Here is a 17,069-nt window from a genome sequence, read left to right as displayed (position 1 = left end):
CCGTCAGGAGGTCCTCCCAATTTCAAGCAGGCACGCCGTCAACAACCTGCCGGGTCACGACAACTAGACGGGACGAAGATGCACGATGTCGCCGGCCGACACCACGACCGTCCCGGCGTCGGTGTCGATGGGCAGCCGTCCCTGGTCGTCGATGGCGCGCGCGGTGCCCACCACCTCGCGGTCCCCGGGCAGCACGGCACGCACGCGGGCCCCCACCGTGAGGCTGCGCCCGACGTACTCCTCGACCAGCGCGGCGTTTGCGCCGCCGTGGCGGCGCAGGTCGTCGATGCGGCGGGCCAGCTGCCGCAGCAGTGCGGCCACCAACTCGCGCCGGTCGGCCTCCGGCGCGCCGAGCAGCCGCAGCGAGACGGCCGCCGGGTCGGGCAGCTCGTCGACGTCGTGCGAGACGTTGAGGCCCACGCCGACCACGATCACCGAGCCGCCGCCGGCGACCTCGGCGAGGATCCCCGCCAGCTTGCGCGCGTCCGGTCCGGCCAGCACGTCGTTCGGCCACTTCAGCCCGGCGCGCACCCCGGTGGTCTCGGCGACGGCGTCCAGCACGGCGAGCCCGGTGACCAGCGGCACCCAGCCCCACGCCGCCGGGGGCAGCCCCGCGGTGGCGACGGCCACCGACATCGACACCTGCGCGCCCGGCACGGCCGCCCAGGTCCGGCCGTTGCGGCCGCGGCCCGCCGTCTGGTGGTCGGCGACCAGCACGGTGCCGTCGACGTCCTCGCCGGCGTCGGCGCGCGCGGTGAGGTCGGCGTTCGTGGATCCGGTCTCGGCGACGACGTCGATCCGGCGCCACGGCCCGCCGGGGCCGGCCACGTCGGCGAGGGCGGCGGGGTCGAGGGCAGCGCGGGGATCGGACATGCCGCTCAGCCTAGGAGCACCGGCGCGACGTTCGGGCATCACCCGATGGCGAGACTGCCAAAGGGGTTTGCGGCCGCCGTTCGTGACGCCGGTCACGTCGCTGCCGCGGGTGCGGCGACGCGTTTGCTGTCAGTACGCGCCGCTGCCGCTGGCGACGGTGCGGATCGTCTTGACCGCGATCAGCAGGTCGTTGGTGATCGACCAGTTCTCCACGTAGGACAGGTCGAGGCGCACCGAGTCCTCCCAGGACAGGTCGGAGCGGCCGCTGACCTGCCACAGGCCGGTGATGCCGGGGAGCACCAGCAGGCGGCGGCGCACCTGGTCGTTGTAGGTGTCGACCTCGCGGCGCAGCGGCGGGCGCGGACCCACGACGCTCATGTCGCGGCGCAGCACGTTGAAGAACTGCGGCAGCTCGTCGATGCTGTACTTCCGCAGCACGCGGCCCACCGGGGTCACCCGCGGGTCGTTCTTCACCTTGAACAGCACGCCGCCAACGCTGTCGTTGACGGCCAGCAGCGTGTCGACCTGCTTGTCCGCACCGTCGACCATCGTGCGGAACTTGATCATCTGGAACGGCTGGCCGTCCAGGCCGATGCGCTCGGACTTGTAGAACACCGGGCCGCGGCTGGTGAGCTTGATGGCGATGGCCGAGGCCAGCATGACCGGCAGCGCGCCGATCAGGACGCTGATGGCGACGAAGTAGTCGAAGGCCAGCTTCTGCACCTTCTTGGTGCCGCTGTACTGCGGCTTCTCCACGTGGATGAGCGGCAGGCCGGCGACCGGGCGCATCGTCAGACGCGGGCCGGCCACGTCCACCACGCCGGGGGTGACGACGAGGTCGACGCCGAGCTTGTGCAGATCCCAGGACAGTTCCCGGACGCCCTCGGGGCCGAGGTGGTCGGTCGTGGTCAGCGCGACGGTGTCGACGTTGGTCTTGAGGATGGCGTCGTGCACCTTCCCCTCGTCACCCAGGACGGGCAGCGTGCCGACCTCGGGCACCTCGATGGTGCCGCCCGAGCTGCGGCCGGTCAGGCACACGCCGATCACCTGGTAGCCGTAGCCCCAGCCGCGGGTCAGCGACTGCACCAGGCTGCGCACCGCGCGGGCGTCGCCCACGGCGAGCACCGTGACGACGCAGCGGCCGCGGCGGCGCTGGCGGGCCAGGTAGGCGCGGCACAGGTTGCGTCCGACGACGAGGCCGAGCAGCCCGAGCGGGAAGGCGACCGCGAGATAGCCGCGGGCGTACTCCGGCCGGAAGATCATGAGGGCGACGGCGACGACGCCGATGGTGGCGAGCGTGGCCGACACCACCCGGCGGTACTCCTCGACGCCGGCGCCGACGATTCGCGGGGAGCGCGTGCGGTAGGCCGCCAGCAACGTCAGCCAGATGGCGCCGACGAAGCAGGAGAGGATCAGGAAGTAGACGGTCGCGGGGTCACCGGCCGTGATGGGGCGGCCGAGGCGCACCATCTGGGCGCAGGCGAGGGCGACGCCGACGACGAGGACGTCGATCACGACGAGGCCGCGCACGTAGCGTTGCTGCCACTGCGGGCCGGCCATCTGACCGACTGAGCGCACCGAGGTTCGGGCGGGTACGTGAACCTCTTCAGCCACCGACACTTGCTGCTAACCTCCTGTTTGCTGGCGGCAAATGATTTCGAGCCCGCCCCCGCGCTCGGTAACACTATGACACCGTTTGCCAGCGGACGCCACATATTCGCTGAAACCCGTGGTCAATCGCATTCGCCTTGCACAACGGCCTTCGCGAGTCCAGCCCATTGGTATGCGTAGACGAATTCCCAGCGGAATATCGAATAGCGATAGCGCCGCGGTACCGCCACCATGACCGAGGAACCCGGCGTGTCGGAGAAACACTGCGTGAACACGAACCGTGCTCGGGGCAGGTGGTACCGCCAACTGACGACGATGATCCGGCTCCAGTTCCGCTGCGTCGCGAGGTCGCGCATGAGCAACGCCTCGCCGCGGGTGGTGAGCGGGTCCGGACGCACGCACAGCACCTCGATGCCGGGCGACGGCCGGCACACGCGCTTCATCACCGGGTCCCAGTCGTCGTAGGGGTTGGAGAGCACGACCGTTGGGGCCCAGCCCTGCCGGGCCAGGTCCAGCCCGTAGTCCTCGCGGCCGTCGTGCTCGCCGCCGAGCACGATGATGGCGTCCGCGCGCGTCAGGGCGTCGACCTTGGCGTTCGCGAAGACGACGTAGCCACTGACCGCGAGGTCGACCGCGATCACCACGAGCACCGTCAGCAGGGCCTCGACGGCCGTGATCCATCGCCTCCGCCAGGACACGGGCGGTCAGCGGCAGTCGTTGGCGGCGGGCTTGCCGGCGAACCGCTCGACGATCCAGGCCAGGGCACGGCTGAAGTCGATGTCACCGTGGCCCTTGCCGGCCTGCAGCTCCCACTGCACGGTGCCGCCGAGCGCACAGGCGCGGGCGATCGCGTCGGTCGTCCACCCCGGATCGATCAGCGTGTCGCTGTCGCCGTAGACCACGTACATCGGAGCGGCCAGCGGTTGCTGTGGCAGCGCCCAGCGCTGCAGCGGCGTGCGCAGCCGGTCGGCGGCCGCCGGGCTCGAGGGCTTCACGTCGTCGGGCGCGAGGTTCGCCGAGACGGTCGGGCGCTGCGCCACCAGCGGTCCGGCGCACGCCGTGAGCACGTCCCAGGTGCGGGCGACCTTGCCGCGGCGGTACTCGTCGCGATCGACGTCCGGGTAGCGCCGCGCCAGCGACTCGACGATCAGGGTCAGCGCCAGCCGTTGATCCTGGGTGAGCGTGCCGGCCTGGGCCTTGTCGACCAGCCCCGCGACGCTGGCCGCCGGGGCCAGGGCGACGGTGCCCACCAGGTCGAGGCCGGCGCCGTACTGGCCGGCCTGCTCGTCGGCCGCCCACGCCGCCCCGCCACCCTGGGAATGCCCCAGCGCCGCCCAGCGATTCGAGACATTGGCGAACGTGTGCTGCAACGCCCGGACGGCGTCGATCAGGTTCCGCCCGGCGGTCCGGGCGTCGGTGTAGGGATGCACGCCCGGGGCACCGAGTCCCTCGTAGTCGGGCATGACCACCGCGAAGCCCTGACCGGTCAGCCCGGCCACGATGCTCGCGGTGCCCATCAGGTCGTTCGACAGCGACGGCGCGCACGGCTCGTCGATGCCGGTGGTGCCGTGACCGAACGCGACGACCGGCCACCCCCCGCCGGGCGGGCTGCCCAGCGGGACGAAGACGGCACCCGACACCTCGGTGGGCGCACCGTCGTCGCCGTTGGTCGAGCGGTACACCACGCGCGCGGACTGCTGCTTGAGGCCGGCGGGCGTGGCGGCGAGGCCGGGCATCGTCACCGCACTCACCAGCGACCCGGGACCGGTGCCGGAGAGGTCGGCGTTGGCGATCGGCACCACCTGACCACCCGAGCGGGCCAGCACCGCAATGAGATTGGCCGCGGCGTTGAAGGACACCGGGAGCGAGGCGGCCAGGGCCACGATGGCGAGCGCTGAGGTGAGTGCGACGGCCACCCTCCGCAGCGTCTTGCGCATCATCCCATCCCGTACCGGTATCGCCTGGCCCAGTTCACCACGGGCTGTTCGACGGCGTAGTAGGTGACCGTGGAGATCAGCAGCGTGGCACCGAGGACGATCGCGACGTTGTACGCCATGCCGCCCACGGTGTCGGCGCCCAGCAGGCCCCAGCGGCCGAGCAGCAGCATCACCGGGAAGTGCCACAGGTACGCCGACAAGGAAACCTTACCGACGAAACGGAACGGCGTCGTCTCCAGGAGGTTCGCGATCCTCGACTTCTCGCCGCGCACGACGGGGACGACGATGACGAGGATCGCCAGACCGGCGAGCAGGGCCACCGCGCTGACGCCGAACAGGGCGAAGACGCCGCCGAGCCCCAGCAGCCCGGCGCACAGCACGCACGCCGGCAGGATCGCGAGCCACGACGCGGCACGGACCCGGCGGCTCACCGACTCGCGCAGCGTCCCCTTCTGGATGGCGACCACCAGCACGGCCGCGAGCATGCCGAAGGCGAAGTTGTCGCCGCTCGCGACGAAGCTGCGCAGGAACACCGCCACCCAGTTGGCGCCCCAGTCGGCCTGGTGCGGATCGGTGATGCCGAAGTGCGTCATCAGCAGCGGCACCATCAGTTTGCCGGCGAATCCGAGCGCGATCAGGGCCAGCGGTGCGATCAGGGCGATCCGGTAGGGCGCCAGCGTCGTGCGCCTCCGCAGGGCGAAGAGCACCATGCCCAGCAGCGGCAGCGAGGTGTAGAAGGCGAACTCGAGCGTGAGCGACCAGGACGGGTTGAGCCCGGTCTGGAAGTACCCCGGCACGTAGGACTGCACCAGCACGAGGTTCGCGATCAGCTGGCCGGGGTCGGTGATGGTTCCCGTGCCGGCGTCGCTGCGCGGGGGCTGCAGCGAGGCGTTCTCCAGGTAGGCGACGCTGAAGACGTAGTTGACCAGCAGGAAGATCGCCAGGTACCCGGGCATGACGCGCGCCAGGCGGTGGATGGCGAAGTTCCGGGTGCTCGGCAGGGCGGCGCGCGACCGGTCGGCAACGAGGTTGCGGACGTAGGGCAGGAACAGCAGGAAGCCGCTCAGCACGTAGAAGAAGATCAGCCCCATGCCGAACAGGTTGGTCTTGTACTGCGCGGCCGTGTCGGGCGAGTAGTGCGCGCACACGTGCATGACCGCGACGCCGACGCACGACAGGCCGCGCGCACCATCCAGGCCGATGATTCGGGGGCGGCTCGTTCCCGAGGCGGCGACCGCGACCGGGCCGGCCGCGGTACCGGCCGTCATCGCCCGGCCCCGATCATTGCGGGACCTGCTCCGTCTCCGGGGGCTCCACCGGCCCGAGGAAGGCGGGGCAGTCGTTGCGCACCGGTTCACCAGCAAATCGCTGATTGATCCACGGGAACGCCGATCCGCCGTCGACGTCGGCGTGCCCGCGGTCGGGCTGGAACTCGATCTGAATCACGTCACCCTTCCGACAGGCCTCTTCGAGCGCCCGATCGGTCCACACGGGCGGCACGAGTTGATCCTGCCCACCATAGACGATGAGGAGCGGCGCCGTTGCTGGAACCTTGGGAAGTGACATGGCCGTCAAACGTGCGCGAAGCGTCTCCGCAGCTCCCGGGCTCGCCGGACGCACATCATCGGCCGTGAGGTCATTCGCTAGCCGGTCGCGCTCTTCTGCCTGGGGGCCTTTGCACGCCTCGAAGACGTCCCACTTCTCCTTCGCGAGGCCGCTGCGGTAGTCGTCGAGCGGGAAGTCGGGCGACGCGGCCGCCAGCGACCCGAGTACCTGCAACAGCGCCAGCCGTTGCTCCGAGGTGAGCGTTCCCTCGACCGCCCCGTCCACGAAGCCCTCCAGGGACAGCGGCGCGGAGTAGCTGGCCGATCCGACGAGCTGGAGTTCCGGCGCGTAGCCGCCGGCCAGTTCGTTGGCGGCCCACGCCGCCTGGCCGCCTTGGGAACCGCCGAAGGCCGCCCACCGGGTCGACGCGCCGGCGGTGAGCTTGCGCGCGGCACGGACCGAGTCGATCAGGTTGTAGCCCTCGGTCGTCGCGTCGAGGTAGGGGTGGTAGCCGTCGGTGCCCAGGCCCTGGTAGTCGGCCACCGTCACCACGTATCCGGCCTTGACCAGACCGGTGACGGTCTGCGACATCCCGAGCAGCATGGGATCGAGCGACGGCGCGCACTCCGAGCGCGTGCCGGTGGTCGGGTGGCCGTACGCGATGACCGGCCAGCCGCCGTCGGGCGGTGTCCCTGCGGGGGTGAAGACGGTGCCCGACACCTCGCGCACCGAGCCGTCGATGCCCGACGTCGACAGGTACGTGATCCGGGCCGCCACCGAGGACGCGGCGCTCAGCCGGCGGTCCAGGGTGGGCAGCGTGTGCGCGGAGAGCAGCGAGCCGGCGGCGTCGCCGCCGAAGTCACCGGGCAGCGGCATCGCACCCGACGGGTCCGCCGACTCGGCAGGCGTGCTCGTCGAGCAGCCGCTGACGATGGCCGCCACCGCGGCCAGGCACGCGACGACGGTCCGCATCGACATCTATTCGCCCTTTCCCGCGCCCGCCACCCGGTATCGGGCGAGGGCATCCGGCCACGTCTCGCGGTACGCCGACCACATCCGCTCGGCGAGTTCCCGCAGTCCGGCGGCGCTGTAGTGCCGGTCGGCGTCGCTGTTGAAGGCGTCGCGCGGTCCGGGCACGAAGGCCGTGTCGGGCAGGCGGTTCGGCGTGTCCTGGTGCACGGCGTCGATGCCGGCGTACGGCTTGCCGCTGCGCTCCATCTCCTCGGGCACCATCTGGCCCAGCACGACCGGGGTCCGCGCGCCGTAGCGCGACCGCAGGTCGGCGATCATGGTGTCGAGCTTGCCCTGGTAGACCCGGGGCTCCATCAGCGGCACGTCGGTTTCGCCCTGGTGCCAGAGGATCGCCGCGACCTCGCTGCCGGGATGGGCGGCGAGGGCGGCGTCGATCGCGGCGACCGCCTGCCGGTACAGGTTCGTCCGCGTCGTGGTGTCGGCGCCGTCCCAGGTGTAGCCGTTCTTCGGAGTGAAGGACGTGTCGCCTCGCGCTCCGGGAACCAGCAGCACCGCGCGGCCCGTCTCGTCGGCCAGGCGCTTGGCGAAGGTGACGCCGAAACCGACGCGTCGGGCCGGGATCTCGTGGAACAGCGGGTCCACGCCGAGCACCACGGTGCCCTTGGACGGACCGCTCATCGCCCACTGGTGCACTCGCGGATGCGGACGGTCCAGACCCTCGGGGTCCAGGGGCAGTCCCATCCCGAAGGCGTTGGACTGCCCGAGGATCGGCACCACCAGGTACGGCTCGGCGGGCGGGTCGACGGGCACACCGGGTTTCGCGATCCGGCGCTTCACCGTGCACTTCGCCTCGATCAGCAGGCGCCGCCACAGCGGGCTGTCACCGTCGGGATTCCTCTTCTCACGCGCAACCATTGACTGCGGGCACCCCCTCGAATCGTTGGTCCAACCACGTCAGCCCGGCGGTCCACTCGACATCGCCGTGCCCGGCCAGCGGGTCCTCCCGCCACGTCACCGTGCCGCCCAGCGCGCAGGCCCGCTGGATCGCCGCGATCGTCCACGCCGGGTCGATGAAGGTGTCCCGGGCGCCGAACTCGACGTACAGCGGCGCCGACAGCGGCCGCTGGGGCAGCGCCCAGGCGGTCAGGTAGTCCCGCAGGACGTCGGCCGCCGCAGGCGAACTCGGCGCGAAGTCGTCCGGCCCGAGCGCGTTCATCGCCGTCGTGCGGTCGTGGACGTCGGCCCCGCCGCACGACGAGAGCACGTCCCAGTACTTCACCGCCGCACCGTGCCGGTAGTCGTCGAGGTTCAGGTCGGGATGCAGCCGGGCGAGGGAGAACAGGATGCCCTGCAGGACGGGTCCCTGATCGGTGGTGAGGGTGCCCGCCACCGCCTTGTCCACCAATCCGGACACGTCCGCGGCCGGCGAGAGCCCTACGGCGCCCACCAGATTCAGCTCGGGGGCGTAGACGGCGGCCTGCTCGTCGGCGGCCCAGGCCGCTCCCCCGCCCTGGGATCCGCCCATCGCAGCCCAGCGGTCGGATATCCCGTCGAACGTGTTGCGCAGGGCGCGCACCGCGTCGATCATGTTGAGCCCGGCGGTCTTCGCGTCGCTGTAGGGGTGGATGCCCGGCGCACCGAGACCTTGATAGTCCGCCATGGCGACGGCGTAGCCACGGTTGACGAAGCCCTGCACCGCGTCGACCTGCCCGAGCAGCGTCACCGACAGCGACGGGCCGCAGTCCTCCTGCCAGCCCAGCGTGCCGTGACCGAAGGACACCACCGGCCAGCCGCCCGGCGGCGGGGGGACCTTCGGGACGAAGACGGTGCCCGACACCACGGTCGCGGCACCGTCGTCACCGGAAGTGGACCGGTAGAGCACGCGCGCCGCAGTCATCGACCGGCCGTAGTTGGTCCGGTCGAAGGCCGGCATCTGGACGGCACTCACCAGCGATCCCGGCCCGGCGTCGGCGATGCGGGCCGAGGCGATCGGTGGCGGGCCGGGCGGGGCCTGGGCAGCCTCGTCACGACGCCGGTCCACGACCAGCAGCACGGTCACGGCGGCGACCACGATGACGACGATCGGAACGGTGATGAGCAGGATGGTCCGGCGCGTCACCGGTCACCGCACCCGTCGGTGCGGGCCGTCACTGCTCGTACCACTGCTTGTTCGGCAGCGGAAGGACCGGCCCCTCGGCCACGGTGCAGGAGTTCTTGGCCTCGACGCCGGCGAAGCGCTGGTTGATCCAGCCGAGCGCGGCGGCACCGTCGATGTCGTCGTGTCCCCGTCCGGGCACCAGGTAGGCCTCGATGACGTCGCCCATCTCGCAGCCGCGCCGCACCGCGTCCCCGGTCCACGGCGGCGACACCACCTTGTCCAGTTCGCCGAACAGCACCAGCATCGGCGCGGCGGTCTGCGCCTTCGGCAGGCTCATCGCCGCCAGGTAGTCCCGCAGCTGATTGGTGGCCTGCTCGTCGGCCGGACGCAGGTCGTCCGGAGTGACCTGGGTGGTGATCTCGGTCCGCTGGGCGACCAGCGGGCCGGCGCACGCCGACAGCACGTCCCACTTCTCGGCGACGATCCCGCGGCGGTACAGGTCGAGGTCGAGGGCGGGGTGTTCGTTCTTCAGCGACACCAGCACCCACTGCAGTGCCGACGCCTGCTCCGGGGTCAGCACGCCCTGGGCCGCGGAGTCGGCGAGACCCGCCACGTTCGCCGCGGGCGAGATGCTCACCGCGCCGATCAGTTGCAGCCCGCCGCCGTAGGCCGGCGCCAGTTCGTTGGCCGCCCAGGCGGCTTGGCCGCCCTGCGAGGAGCCGAAGGCCAACCAGCGGTCCGACGCGGTGGGGACGAGCTTTCGCGCCGCCCGCACGGAGTCGATCATGTTGTGGCCGACGGTCGTCGAGTCGAGGTACGGGTGGTAGACGTCGTCCATCCCGAGGCCCTGATAATCCGGCAGGGTCACCATGAAGCCGGCGTTCACCAGGGTGGCGACGGGCTCGGACGCACCGAGCAGGTTGGGCCACAGCGACGGACCGCAGTCGTGCTGCACGCCGGTGGTCCCGTGGCCCATCGCGACGATGGGCCACCCACCGGGAGGCGGATCGCCCTTGGGCACGAACACCGAACCGGACACCGTCTGCGCGCTGCCGTCGATGCCGGACGTCGACTGGTACTCGATGCGCGCGGCGAGCGACGTCACCTTGAGGACCCGGCGGTCGACGGTCGGCAGGGTCTCGGCCTTGCGCAGCGTGCCGCTGCCCGAGCCGCTGAAGTCGCCGTCGACCGGGACGCCGGTCGGCCGGCTGCCCTGGCTGGGCGGCGGCGCGGGCGCGGTCGACGGCGCGCACGCGCCGAGGACGGGCGCGCACAGCGTCACGGCCGCCAGCAGACCCACCACGGCCTTCGCCCTCATCACGCCAGCGCCTCCGGTTCGTCGTCGGGATCGCCCGCGGTGGCGGCGTAGGCGATCTGGTCGCGGGAGAGGACGCTGTCCCGCGCCGCACCGAAGGCCAGCACCGCGAGCACGCTGAGAGCCAGTCCCCACGCCGCGCCGATGCCGGCGTTGGTGTACCAGGGCTTGGCGACGTCGTGCGCGGAGGTCGCCGCGTCGACGGGCACCAGCTCGGGGCCGGGCTGATCCTCGTGCCACTCCAGTTCCTGGGACGCCGCGATCAGGTTGCGGCCCACGGCATTCGCGACGTCGACCGTGCGGCCAGGGTCGCTGCCGGTGACCTGGACGTCGAGCAGCACCGACAGCGGATAGGAGAACCGCGACAGGTCGCCGGGCGTCGGCGTGGCGGTGATGTGCTCGGCCAGCTCCGCGGGCGTCTCGTCGAGCCCGAGTTCGTCGATGGTGCGCTGCGTGACGATGGTCGAGGTGGCCAACTGCGCGTAGGTCTGCATCCGGACGCTGGAACCGCGGTTGCCCTCGTAGGCGGCGTGAGTCTGGGCGTCGCCCGGGACGATGGCGAACACCCGGGTGGTGGCCGCGTACACCGGGTCGGTCAGCAACCCGGCGGCGAGCACCCCGGCTCCGGCCGACAGCACGGTGGCGGCGAGGATCACCCGCCAGCCGCGGCGGAGCATGCGCGCGTAGTCGCGCAGGCGGGGCACACCGACCGGCGGTCTCACGCCTGACCCGTGCAGGAGTTGGGGATGTCCTGTCCCGTCAGGCGGTCCCGCAGCCACGGCAGGCCGTAGGTGCTGTCGAGGTCGGAGTGACCCTGACCGATGCTCTTCTCGATCTGGATGTGGTCACCCTGGGCGCAGGCACGCGACACCGCCTGTTCGAACCACGGCAGGTCCACCAGCGTGTCCTGGGTGCCGTAGACGACCATCATCGGCGTGTCCAATTTGTTCTGCGGCAACGCCATCTGCGCCAGGAGGTCACGCAGCCGGTCGCGGTCGGCGGGCGTCTCGGGCCGCAGGTCGGAGTTCTGCATCTTCGACCGGACCCGCAGGATGTCGTCGAGGTCGGGCGGCAGGCAGTCGAGCAGCTGATCCCAGTGCTCGGCCGTGTAGCCGCGGCGGTACTTGTTCAGGTCGAGATCGGGGTGCGACCAGGACAGCGACTGCAGCACGAACACCATGGCCACGCGCTGGTCGGCGGTCAGCGTGCCGTTCCACGCCGCGTCGGCCATGCCCGCCATGTCGGCCGCCGGTGCCATCGACAGCGTGCCCATCAGCTGCAGACCCTGGCCGTAGGCGGTGTTGCGGTCGGCGGCGGCCCACGCGGCCATGCCGCCGAGCGAGTGGCCGAACGCCACCCACTGCGTGCTGACGTCCGCGCCGACCCGCCGGGCCGCGCGCACGGCGTCGATCATGTTGTTGCCGAACGTCTTCCCGTCCAGGAACGGGTGCGTGTAACCGGGCACGCCGAGGCCCTGGTAATCGGTCATCGTCACGGCGAAGCCGTTGAGCACCATCGCCTGCATCATGAACCCGTTGCCGGGCAGCGTCGGGAACCGGCTCGGTGCGCACTTCTCCAGCACGCCGGTGGTGCCGTGGCCGAAGGAGATCACCGGCCAGCCGCCCTTGGGCGGGGTGCCCGGGGGGATCGCCACCACGCCGGAGACCTCGGTCGGGCTGTCGTCGATCCCGGAGGTGGACCGGTAGACCACCCGCGCATACGTGGCATTGGCGTCCTCGAGTTCCTCACTGCCGTGCAGGACCTCGACCGACACCAGCGATCCGGGCCCGTCGTCGGTGAGGTCCGGCGGGCCGAGCTGGGTCGCTCCGCCGAACGGCGGCTCGAACTTCTTGACCGTGGGCACCTCGTCCCGGGGCGGCGGAGTCGCCTCGCGCGTCGCCGGCGTGCAGCCGCCCGCCAGGGTGGCGGCGACCACGGCGCAGGTCAGCAGCCGCCACGGCGTCCGTCTCGAGGCACCCATCGAACTCACCGGCCTTCGCGCTTGGCACCGGACATCCGGTGCGCCCCCGTCTGATCGATGGCCTCGGTCGGGGCGTCCACGGCGCCGTTGGTGCCGGCGTTGCCGATGCCCGGGTTGCCCGCGTTGCCGTTGCCCCCGTTGCCGTTCGGGCGTGCGGCCCCGCCGCGGGCCGGCCGCGCATCCTCGGCGCGCGGCGCCACGACCGGGTTGCCGTCACCGGACGGCTGCTTGGACAGCTCCCGCTCGTGTCCCGGCTCGCACGTGACGACGGTGCCGAGCAGCGCCGCACCGGCGGTCTCGAGGACCGTGAGCGCGGCACGCAGCGGCTTGGTCTTGGTATGCCCGATGCGGGCGAGCACCAGCGCGCCGTCACCGAGGGCCGCGACCGCGGCGCCGTCGGAGACCGTGGTGAGCGGCGGGGTGTCGACGACGACGTAGTCCCAGCCGGCGCGGAGGTCGTCGACGAGGTGGCCGGCGCTCTCATCGCCCCACAGCTGGCGGCGCGAGGCGGGCGACGGGCCCGCGGGCAGCAGCGCGAAGGCGGCCCCGCCGGGGTTGGCGATTACGGCGGAGGCAACGTCGTGGTCGCCGGCCAGCACGGTGCCGAGGCCACGCTGCTCGGCGCGGGTGCGCTCGGCGTCGGTGAGTCCGAGCGTGGTGGTCAGGGTCGGGTTGACGAGGTCGCCCTCGACGAGCAGCACGCGGCGGCCGGACTCGGCGAAGGTTGCCGCCAGGTCGATGGCGGTGGTCGAGCGACCGTCGCCGCGCGACGGGCTGGTGACGGCGATGACCTGCGGACGTCGACCGCCGGGAGTCCTGGCGAACTGCAGGTTGGTGCGCAGCTCGCGCAGCCGCTCGGCGGCGAGGCCGCCCGCGGCGAGGTTGGCGACCGGGACGTCGGGCCTGCGCTTGTCGGCCACCAGGTTGCCCAGCGTCTTGGCCGGGGCGATCGCGTCGACCGACTCGCGCGCCCGCAGCCGCGGATCGAGTGCCGCCAGCAGCGCGGCCAGCAGCAGGCCGAGCACCAGACCGGCGGCCGCGCCCAGTCCGACCGTCGTCAGCAAAGACATGCCCGCGGTCTCGGTCGGGTAGTTCGCGTCGTCGAGGAGGATGGCGCCGGCGGCCGGGGTACCGCCGCGACGGGAGGTCTCGAGTTCGCTGACGAGCTGCACCAGCTGATCGGCGACCGCGTTGGCGTAGGTCTGCGCCAGGCCCGGGTCCGGGTCGGTGACCGAGACGTCGAGCAGGACGGTCTTCGGCAGCGGCGTCGCGGTGATCTTGCCGCGCAACGCCTCGGGGCTGATCGGCATCTTCAGCTGGTCCACGGCACGCGCCGCGACCTGCTCGCTGGTGGCCAGACCGGCGTAGGAAACGACGCGCTCCTGGGAGAACAGGTTGTTCTGGTAGGCGTCACCGACCGAGGTGCCGCTCTGTGTCGTGACGAACAGACGGGCCGTCGACTGGTACTCCGGCGTGGTGAAGAGCGTGTAGCCGTAGCCGGCGCCCGCGCCGATCAGGGTCGCAACGAGGACGAGCCACCAGAACCGCCGAAAGGCTCGCAGATAGTCCCCGATCGCCACGGGATCTCCATTCGTCGTAGTTTGCCGCAACTCAATCACCATAGCCGCAGACGAGCGATAAAGCACACTGCCGCGTCGCCGCGGACGGTTGCATTCAGCGAACACAACGTCGACTATTGATGACGTGAGATGGGCGATGCAGTCGCATTCAGAACTGATAACTGGCACCGCCATCGTAGTTGCGTGTCCGATCGTTGCAGCTCTAGCCATCACCGGCGGGACGACGGCGATGCTTGCCCTCGGCGGGCTGGCGGCGGCCGCGATCGGCGTGTACGTGGGCATTCGCCACCCGCAGTGGCTCGCCTACGGCCTTGCTGCGGCGCTCGGCTTCCTGCCGTTCGGCTACTTCCCGGGCATCCACGTACCGCTCTACCTGCCCTTTGCTGCCGGCGTCGTCCTCGCGGCCGTCGTGCACCGCGGCACCCCGGTTCCGTTTCATCCGCTGGAAAAGGCGCTCATCGTTTTCGTCGGCGTGTCCGGCCTATCACTGATCTTCACCGGGCGAACGATCACCGACCTCGCAGAATTCATCAAGTGGTCCATTGCCACGTTGACGGTCGTGGCTTTGCTGAGGTTTCCGCCCGACGTATTGGCGCGTTTCGGCAGGGTCTACGTGTACTTCGCGACGGCGAACGCCGCGTTCGGCCTCCTGGTGGTCGTCGCCGACCCGGGCCACCGGTTCATCAAGGCCTTCAGCGCCTTCGGCTACGGCCTGGTGGACACCGGCCGCTTCGTCTACACCGACGAGGGCGCGACCAGCTTCATGCGCCTCGGCGGCCTGTGGGTCGACCCGAACATGGCGGGCCTCGGCCTGATGATCGCCCTGGCCCTGGCCTGCGTCCTGGTCAAGGGATGGCTGCGCATCGGCATCACGGTGATCCTCGCCGCCGCCATCGTGCTCACCCTGAGCCGGGCCGCGATCTTCAGCGTGCTCGTCGGCGTGTTCCTCGTCCTCGCCTTCCACGGCATGCGCGCCCGCAACCGCGGGATGGTGGTCGGTGCGATCGGCCTGGTGGCGGTCGCCGCCATGCTGACGCCGTCGGTCCGGACGCGCATCTTCAGCTCGTTCAGCTCGGACGACGTCGGCAGCTCCGCCCGCGGGGACGCGTTGCGCGCCTTCCCGGGCCAGATGTCCGGTCACTGGCTGTTCGGACTGGGCTGGGGCCGGCCCGAGTTCAAGAACGGTCAGACGGCGTTCACCTTGAACTTCGTCGCCAACGTGCCGCTCATCACCATCTACCGCGCCGGCATCATCGTCGGCATCGCGTTCCTCGCCGTCCTGCTGGTGGGCTGCATCATGAGCGGCCGCGCCATCCGCAGCGAGTCCTGGGGCAAGGCGATGTTCGGCGGCATCTTCATCGGGATGTGCTTCGTGGCGCTGCAGCTCGATCACATGGTCGCGACGATCCAGCAGGTGACGCTGATGTTCTCGATCCTGCTGGTGTTCCTCGTCGTCGTGGACCGCGACCGGATCCGGCTGAAATCAAGATCGGGACACACCGGGGCGCCGCCAGGAGAATCGGTCACCGAACCGTCATACTCCTTGCAACTCCGTTGATTTCCCACGGACCTCCCTCGAGGCGGTGACCGCCAGGAAGTCTGAGGTGCACGCGTGCGGCGCCCCCATCGTCGTCCCCGTCGACGGTTCGCCACCCGGAGCCTCACGGCACTGGCCGTCGCGCTCCTCACCGTCGCGGGCATCTGGCTGACGCCGGCCGCGCCGCGCGTCGTGCAGGTCGTCGGGACGGCGCGCATCGCGCCGCTGCCGACCACGGTCGGCTTCCACGATCCCGAGACGTACTTCATGTCGGACGCGCAGGTGGGCGCGGCGTTCGACCAGATGGTCGCCCTCGGCGTGAAGACCGTGCGCCTCATGATCCCGTGGGCCGGGGTGGAACAGACCCAGGGCCAGTTCACGTGGACCAACGTCGACCGCACGATCGATGCGGCGGTGGCGCGCAACATGGCGATCCTCGGCATCGTCAACGCGACGCCCGCCTGGGCCGTGGTCCCGGGCGCCCCGCCGATCACGGGACGTCCCGCGTCGGCCGCGCAGTACGCCGAGTTCTGCGAGCGCGTCGCCGCGCGCTACCAAGGCAAGGTCTCGGCCTACGAGATTTGGAACGAGCCGAACGGCTCCCAGTTCTTCGCACCCACCCCGGACCCGGCCGCGTACACCGAACTGCTCAGAGCCGCCTATCCGAGGATCAAGGCCGTCGACGCGCGCGCCACCGTGATCGGCGGCGTGCTCGGCTCGGTCATCGACTGGGGCACCTGGACGGTCAACCCCGTGACGTTCCTGCAGCAGATGTACGCCGCGGGGGCCCACGGCTCGTTCGACGCCCTGTCCTTCCACCCGTACCAGTACACGTTGAAGTTCTCCGAGGGCTTCCCCATCGCGAACTCGCCGATGAACCAGGTGATCGCGATGCGCCAGCTGATGCTCGCCAACGGCGATGCGGGCAAGAAGATCTGGGCCACCGAGTACGGCGAGCCGATGACGGCCGCGGACGAGGCGACCCAGGCCGCCTTCATCGGCGACCTGCTCACCAAGTGGCGCGAGATGCCCTACGCCGGGCCCATCATGATCCACACGACGCGCGACCGGAACACCGGCAGCAGCGACCCCGAGGACGTCTTCGGGGTGTACCGCTCCGACGGGTCACCGAAGCCGAGCGCGCAGACGATCTCCGACGCCGTGGCGGACGGCATCCCGGAGACGCCGGAGTACCAGCGCTTCTCGCAGGTGACCGATCCGGCGTACGGCGAGGTCCTCAGCCCGGTGTACCGGGCGACCCCGTCGGTGTGGGCGCAAACCCGCGCGGCGAGCACGGTGTACGAGACCCCGTCGGGATTCCTCGCATCGCCGAATGCCGTGGCCGAGAGGGCCCGTCAGTACGGCGTCGTCCCGAAGGCTGCCTTCGCGAACGGCTACCAGGACATGGATTCGCCGTCGGGCATGCGCGTCTGGTGGTCACCGACCACGGGAGCGCACGTCGTCGGCGGCGGCATCGTCGAGGCGTGGACGCCTCGACTCGGCCTGGCCACCACCGACGAGGTGCGCGAGGGCTGGGGCGTGCGGGTCACGTTCGAGCACGGCTACATCACCTGGCAGCCGTTCGTCGGCGCCACGGCGTACGTCACCTGAGGGTCTGCG

The 17,069-nt window shown here is 71.1% G+C and carries 14 protein-coding genes; 2 read left to right on the top strand and 12 right to left on the bottom strand.

The window, feature by feature from the left end:
- Window positions 1–63 precede the first annotated feature (63 nt).
- The 12 genes from FZ046_RS13115 to FZ046_RS13060 form a co-directional block, all read right to left on the bottom strand.
- Window positions 64–873, bottom strand: coding sequence for a biotin--[acetyl-CoA-carboxylase] ligase (locus FZ046_RS13115; protein WP_149484255.1), 810 nt, complete (start codon window positions 871–873; stop codon window positions 64–66).
- Window positions 874–1,002: 129 nt separating this feature from the next.
- Entirely contained in the window at window positions 1,003–2,433 is a 1,431-nt protein-coding gene (locus tag FZ046_RS13110; RefSeq protein WP_083298352.1) for a sugar transferase, read from the bottom strand.
- Between the two features lie 173 nt (window positions 2,434–2,606).
- Window positions 2,607–3,125, bottom strand: coding sequence for a YdcF family protein (locus FZ046_RS13105; RefSeq protein ID WP_246182990.1), 519 nt, complete (start codon window positions 3,123–3,125; stop codon window positions 2,607–2,609).
- Window positions 3,126–3,188: 63 nt separating this feature from the next.
- Window positions 3,189–4,400, bottom strand: a complete 1,212-nt coding sequence (locus tag FZ046_RS13100; RefSeq protein ID WP_246182989.1) for a lipase family protein — start codon at window positions 4,398–4,400, stop codon at window positions 3,189–3,191.
- Window positions 4,401–4,420: 20 nt separating this feature from the next.
- Window positions 4,421–5,689, bottom strand: coding sequence for an acyltransferase family protein (locus tag FZ046_RS13095; protein ID WP_070354336.1), 1,269 nt, complete (start codon window positions 5,687–5,689; stop codon window positions 4,421–4,423).
- Window positions 5,690–5,702: 13 nt separating this feature from the next.
- Complete coding sequence (locus FZ046_RS13090; protein WP_246182988.1) at window positions 5,703–6,944, bottom strand: lipase family protein; 1,242 nt, start codon at window positions 6,942–6,944, stop codon at window positions 5,703–5,705.
- Window positions 6,945–7,853: a sialate O-acetylesterase gene (locus tag FZ046_RS13085; protein WP_070354337.1), complete on the bottom strand. Its 909-nt coding sequence runs from the start codon at window positions 7,851–7,853 to the stop codon at window positions 6,945–6,947.
- Window positions 7,840–9,057 carry a lipase family protein gene (locus FZ046_RS13080; RefSeq protein WP_070354338.1) on the bottom strand — a complete coding sequence of 406 codons (1,218 nt, stop codon included), beginning with the start codon at window positions 9,055–9,057 and terminating at the stop codon, window positions 7,840–7,842. The genes FZ046_RS13085 and FZ046_RS13080 overlap by 14 nt, the downstream gene beginning before the upstream one ends.
- Before the next feature lie 28 nt (window positions 9,058–9,085).
- Entirely contained in the window at window positions 9,086–10,354 is a 1,269-nt protein-coding gene (locus FZ046_RS13075; RefSeq protein ID WP_070354339.1) for a lipase family protein, read from the bottom strand.
- On the bottom strand, window positions 10,354–11,073 hold the full coding sequence (locus tag FZ046_RS13070; RefSeq protein WP_125939749.1) for a YveK family protein: 720 nt from the start codon (window positions 11,071–11,073) through the stop codon (window positions 10,354–10,356). Before FZ046_RS13070 ends, FZ046_RS13075 begins: the two co-directional genes overlap by 1 nt.
- Window positions 11,070–12,332 carry an alpha/beta fold hydrolase gene (locus FZ046_RS13065; RefSeq protein WP_125939750.1) on the bottom strand — a complete coding sequence of 421 codons (1,263 nt, stop codon included), beginning with the start codon at window positions 12,330–12,332 and terminating at the stop codon, window positions 11,070–11,072. The genes FZ046_RS13070 and FZ046_RS13065 overlap by 4 nt, the downstream gene beginning before the upstream one ends.
- Before the next feature lie 5 nt (window positions 12,333–12,337).
- Entirely contained in the window at window positions 12,338–13,912 is a 1,575-nt protein-coding gene (locus FZ046_RS13060) for a tyrosine-protein kinase domain-containing protein (protein WP_070354341.1), read from the bottom strand.
- A gap of 229 nt (window positions 13,913–14,141) precedes the next feature.
- Here FZ046_RS13060 and FZ046_RS13055 point away from each other — a divergent pair, with 229 nt between their 5' ends.
- Both FZ046_RS13055 and FZ046_RS13050 read left to right on the top strand, forming a co-directional pair.
- Window positions 14,142–15,470 carry an O-antigen ligase family protein gene (locus FZ046_RS13055; protein ID WP_070354342.1) on the top strand — a complete coding sequence of 443 codons (1,329 nt, stop codon included), beginning with the start codon at window positions 14,142–14,144 and terminating at the stop codon, window positions 15,468–15,470.
- A gap of 54 nt (window positions 15,471–15,524) precedes the next feature.
- Window positions 15,525–17,060, top strand: a complete 1,536-nt coding sequence (locus tag FZ046_RS13050; RefSeq protein WP_070354343.1) for a cellulase family glycosylhydrolase — start codon at window positions 15,525–15,527, stop codon at window positions 17,058–17,060.
- Window positions 17,061–17,069 lie beyond the last annotated feature (9 nt).

Origin of the sequence: Mycolicibacterium grossiae (assembly GCF_008329645.1) — a bacterium.
In the GTDB taxonomy this organism is placed as follows: Bacteria; Actinomycetota; Actinomycetes; order Mycobacteriales; family Mycobacteriaceae; genus Mycobacterium; species Mycobacterium grossiae.
Note: the sequence above shows the minus strand (reverse complement) of the source record. Positions and strands in the feature narration are given on the sequence as shown.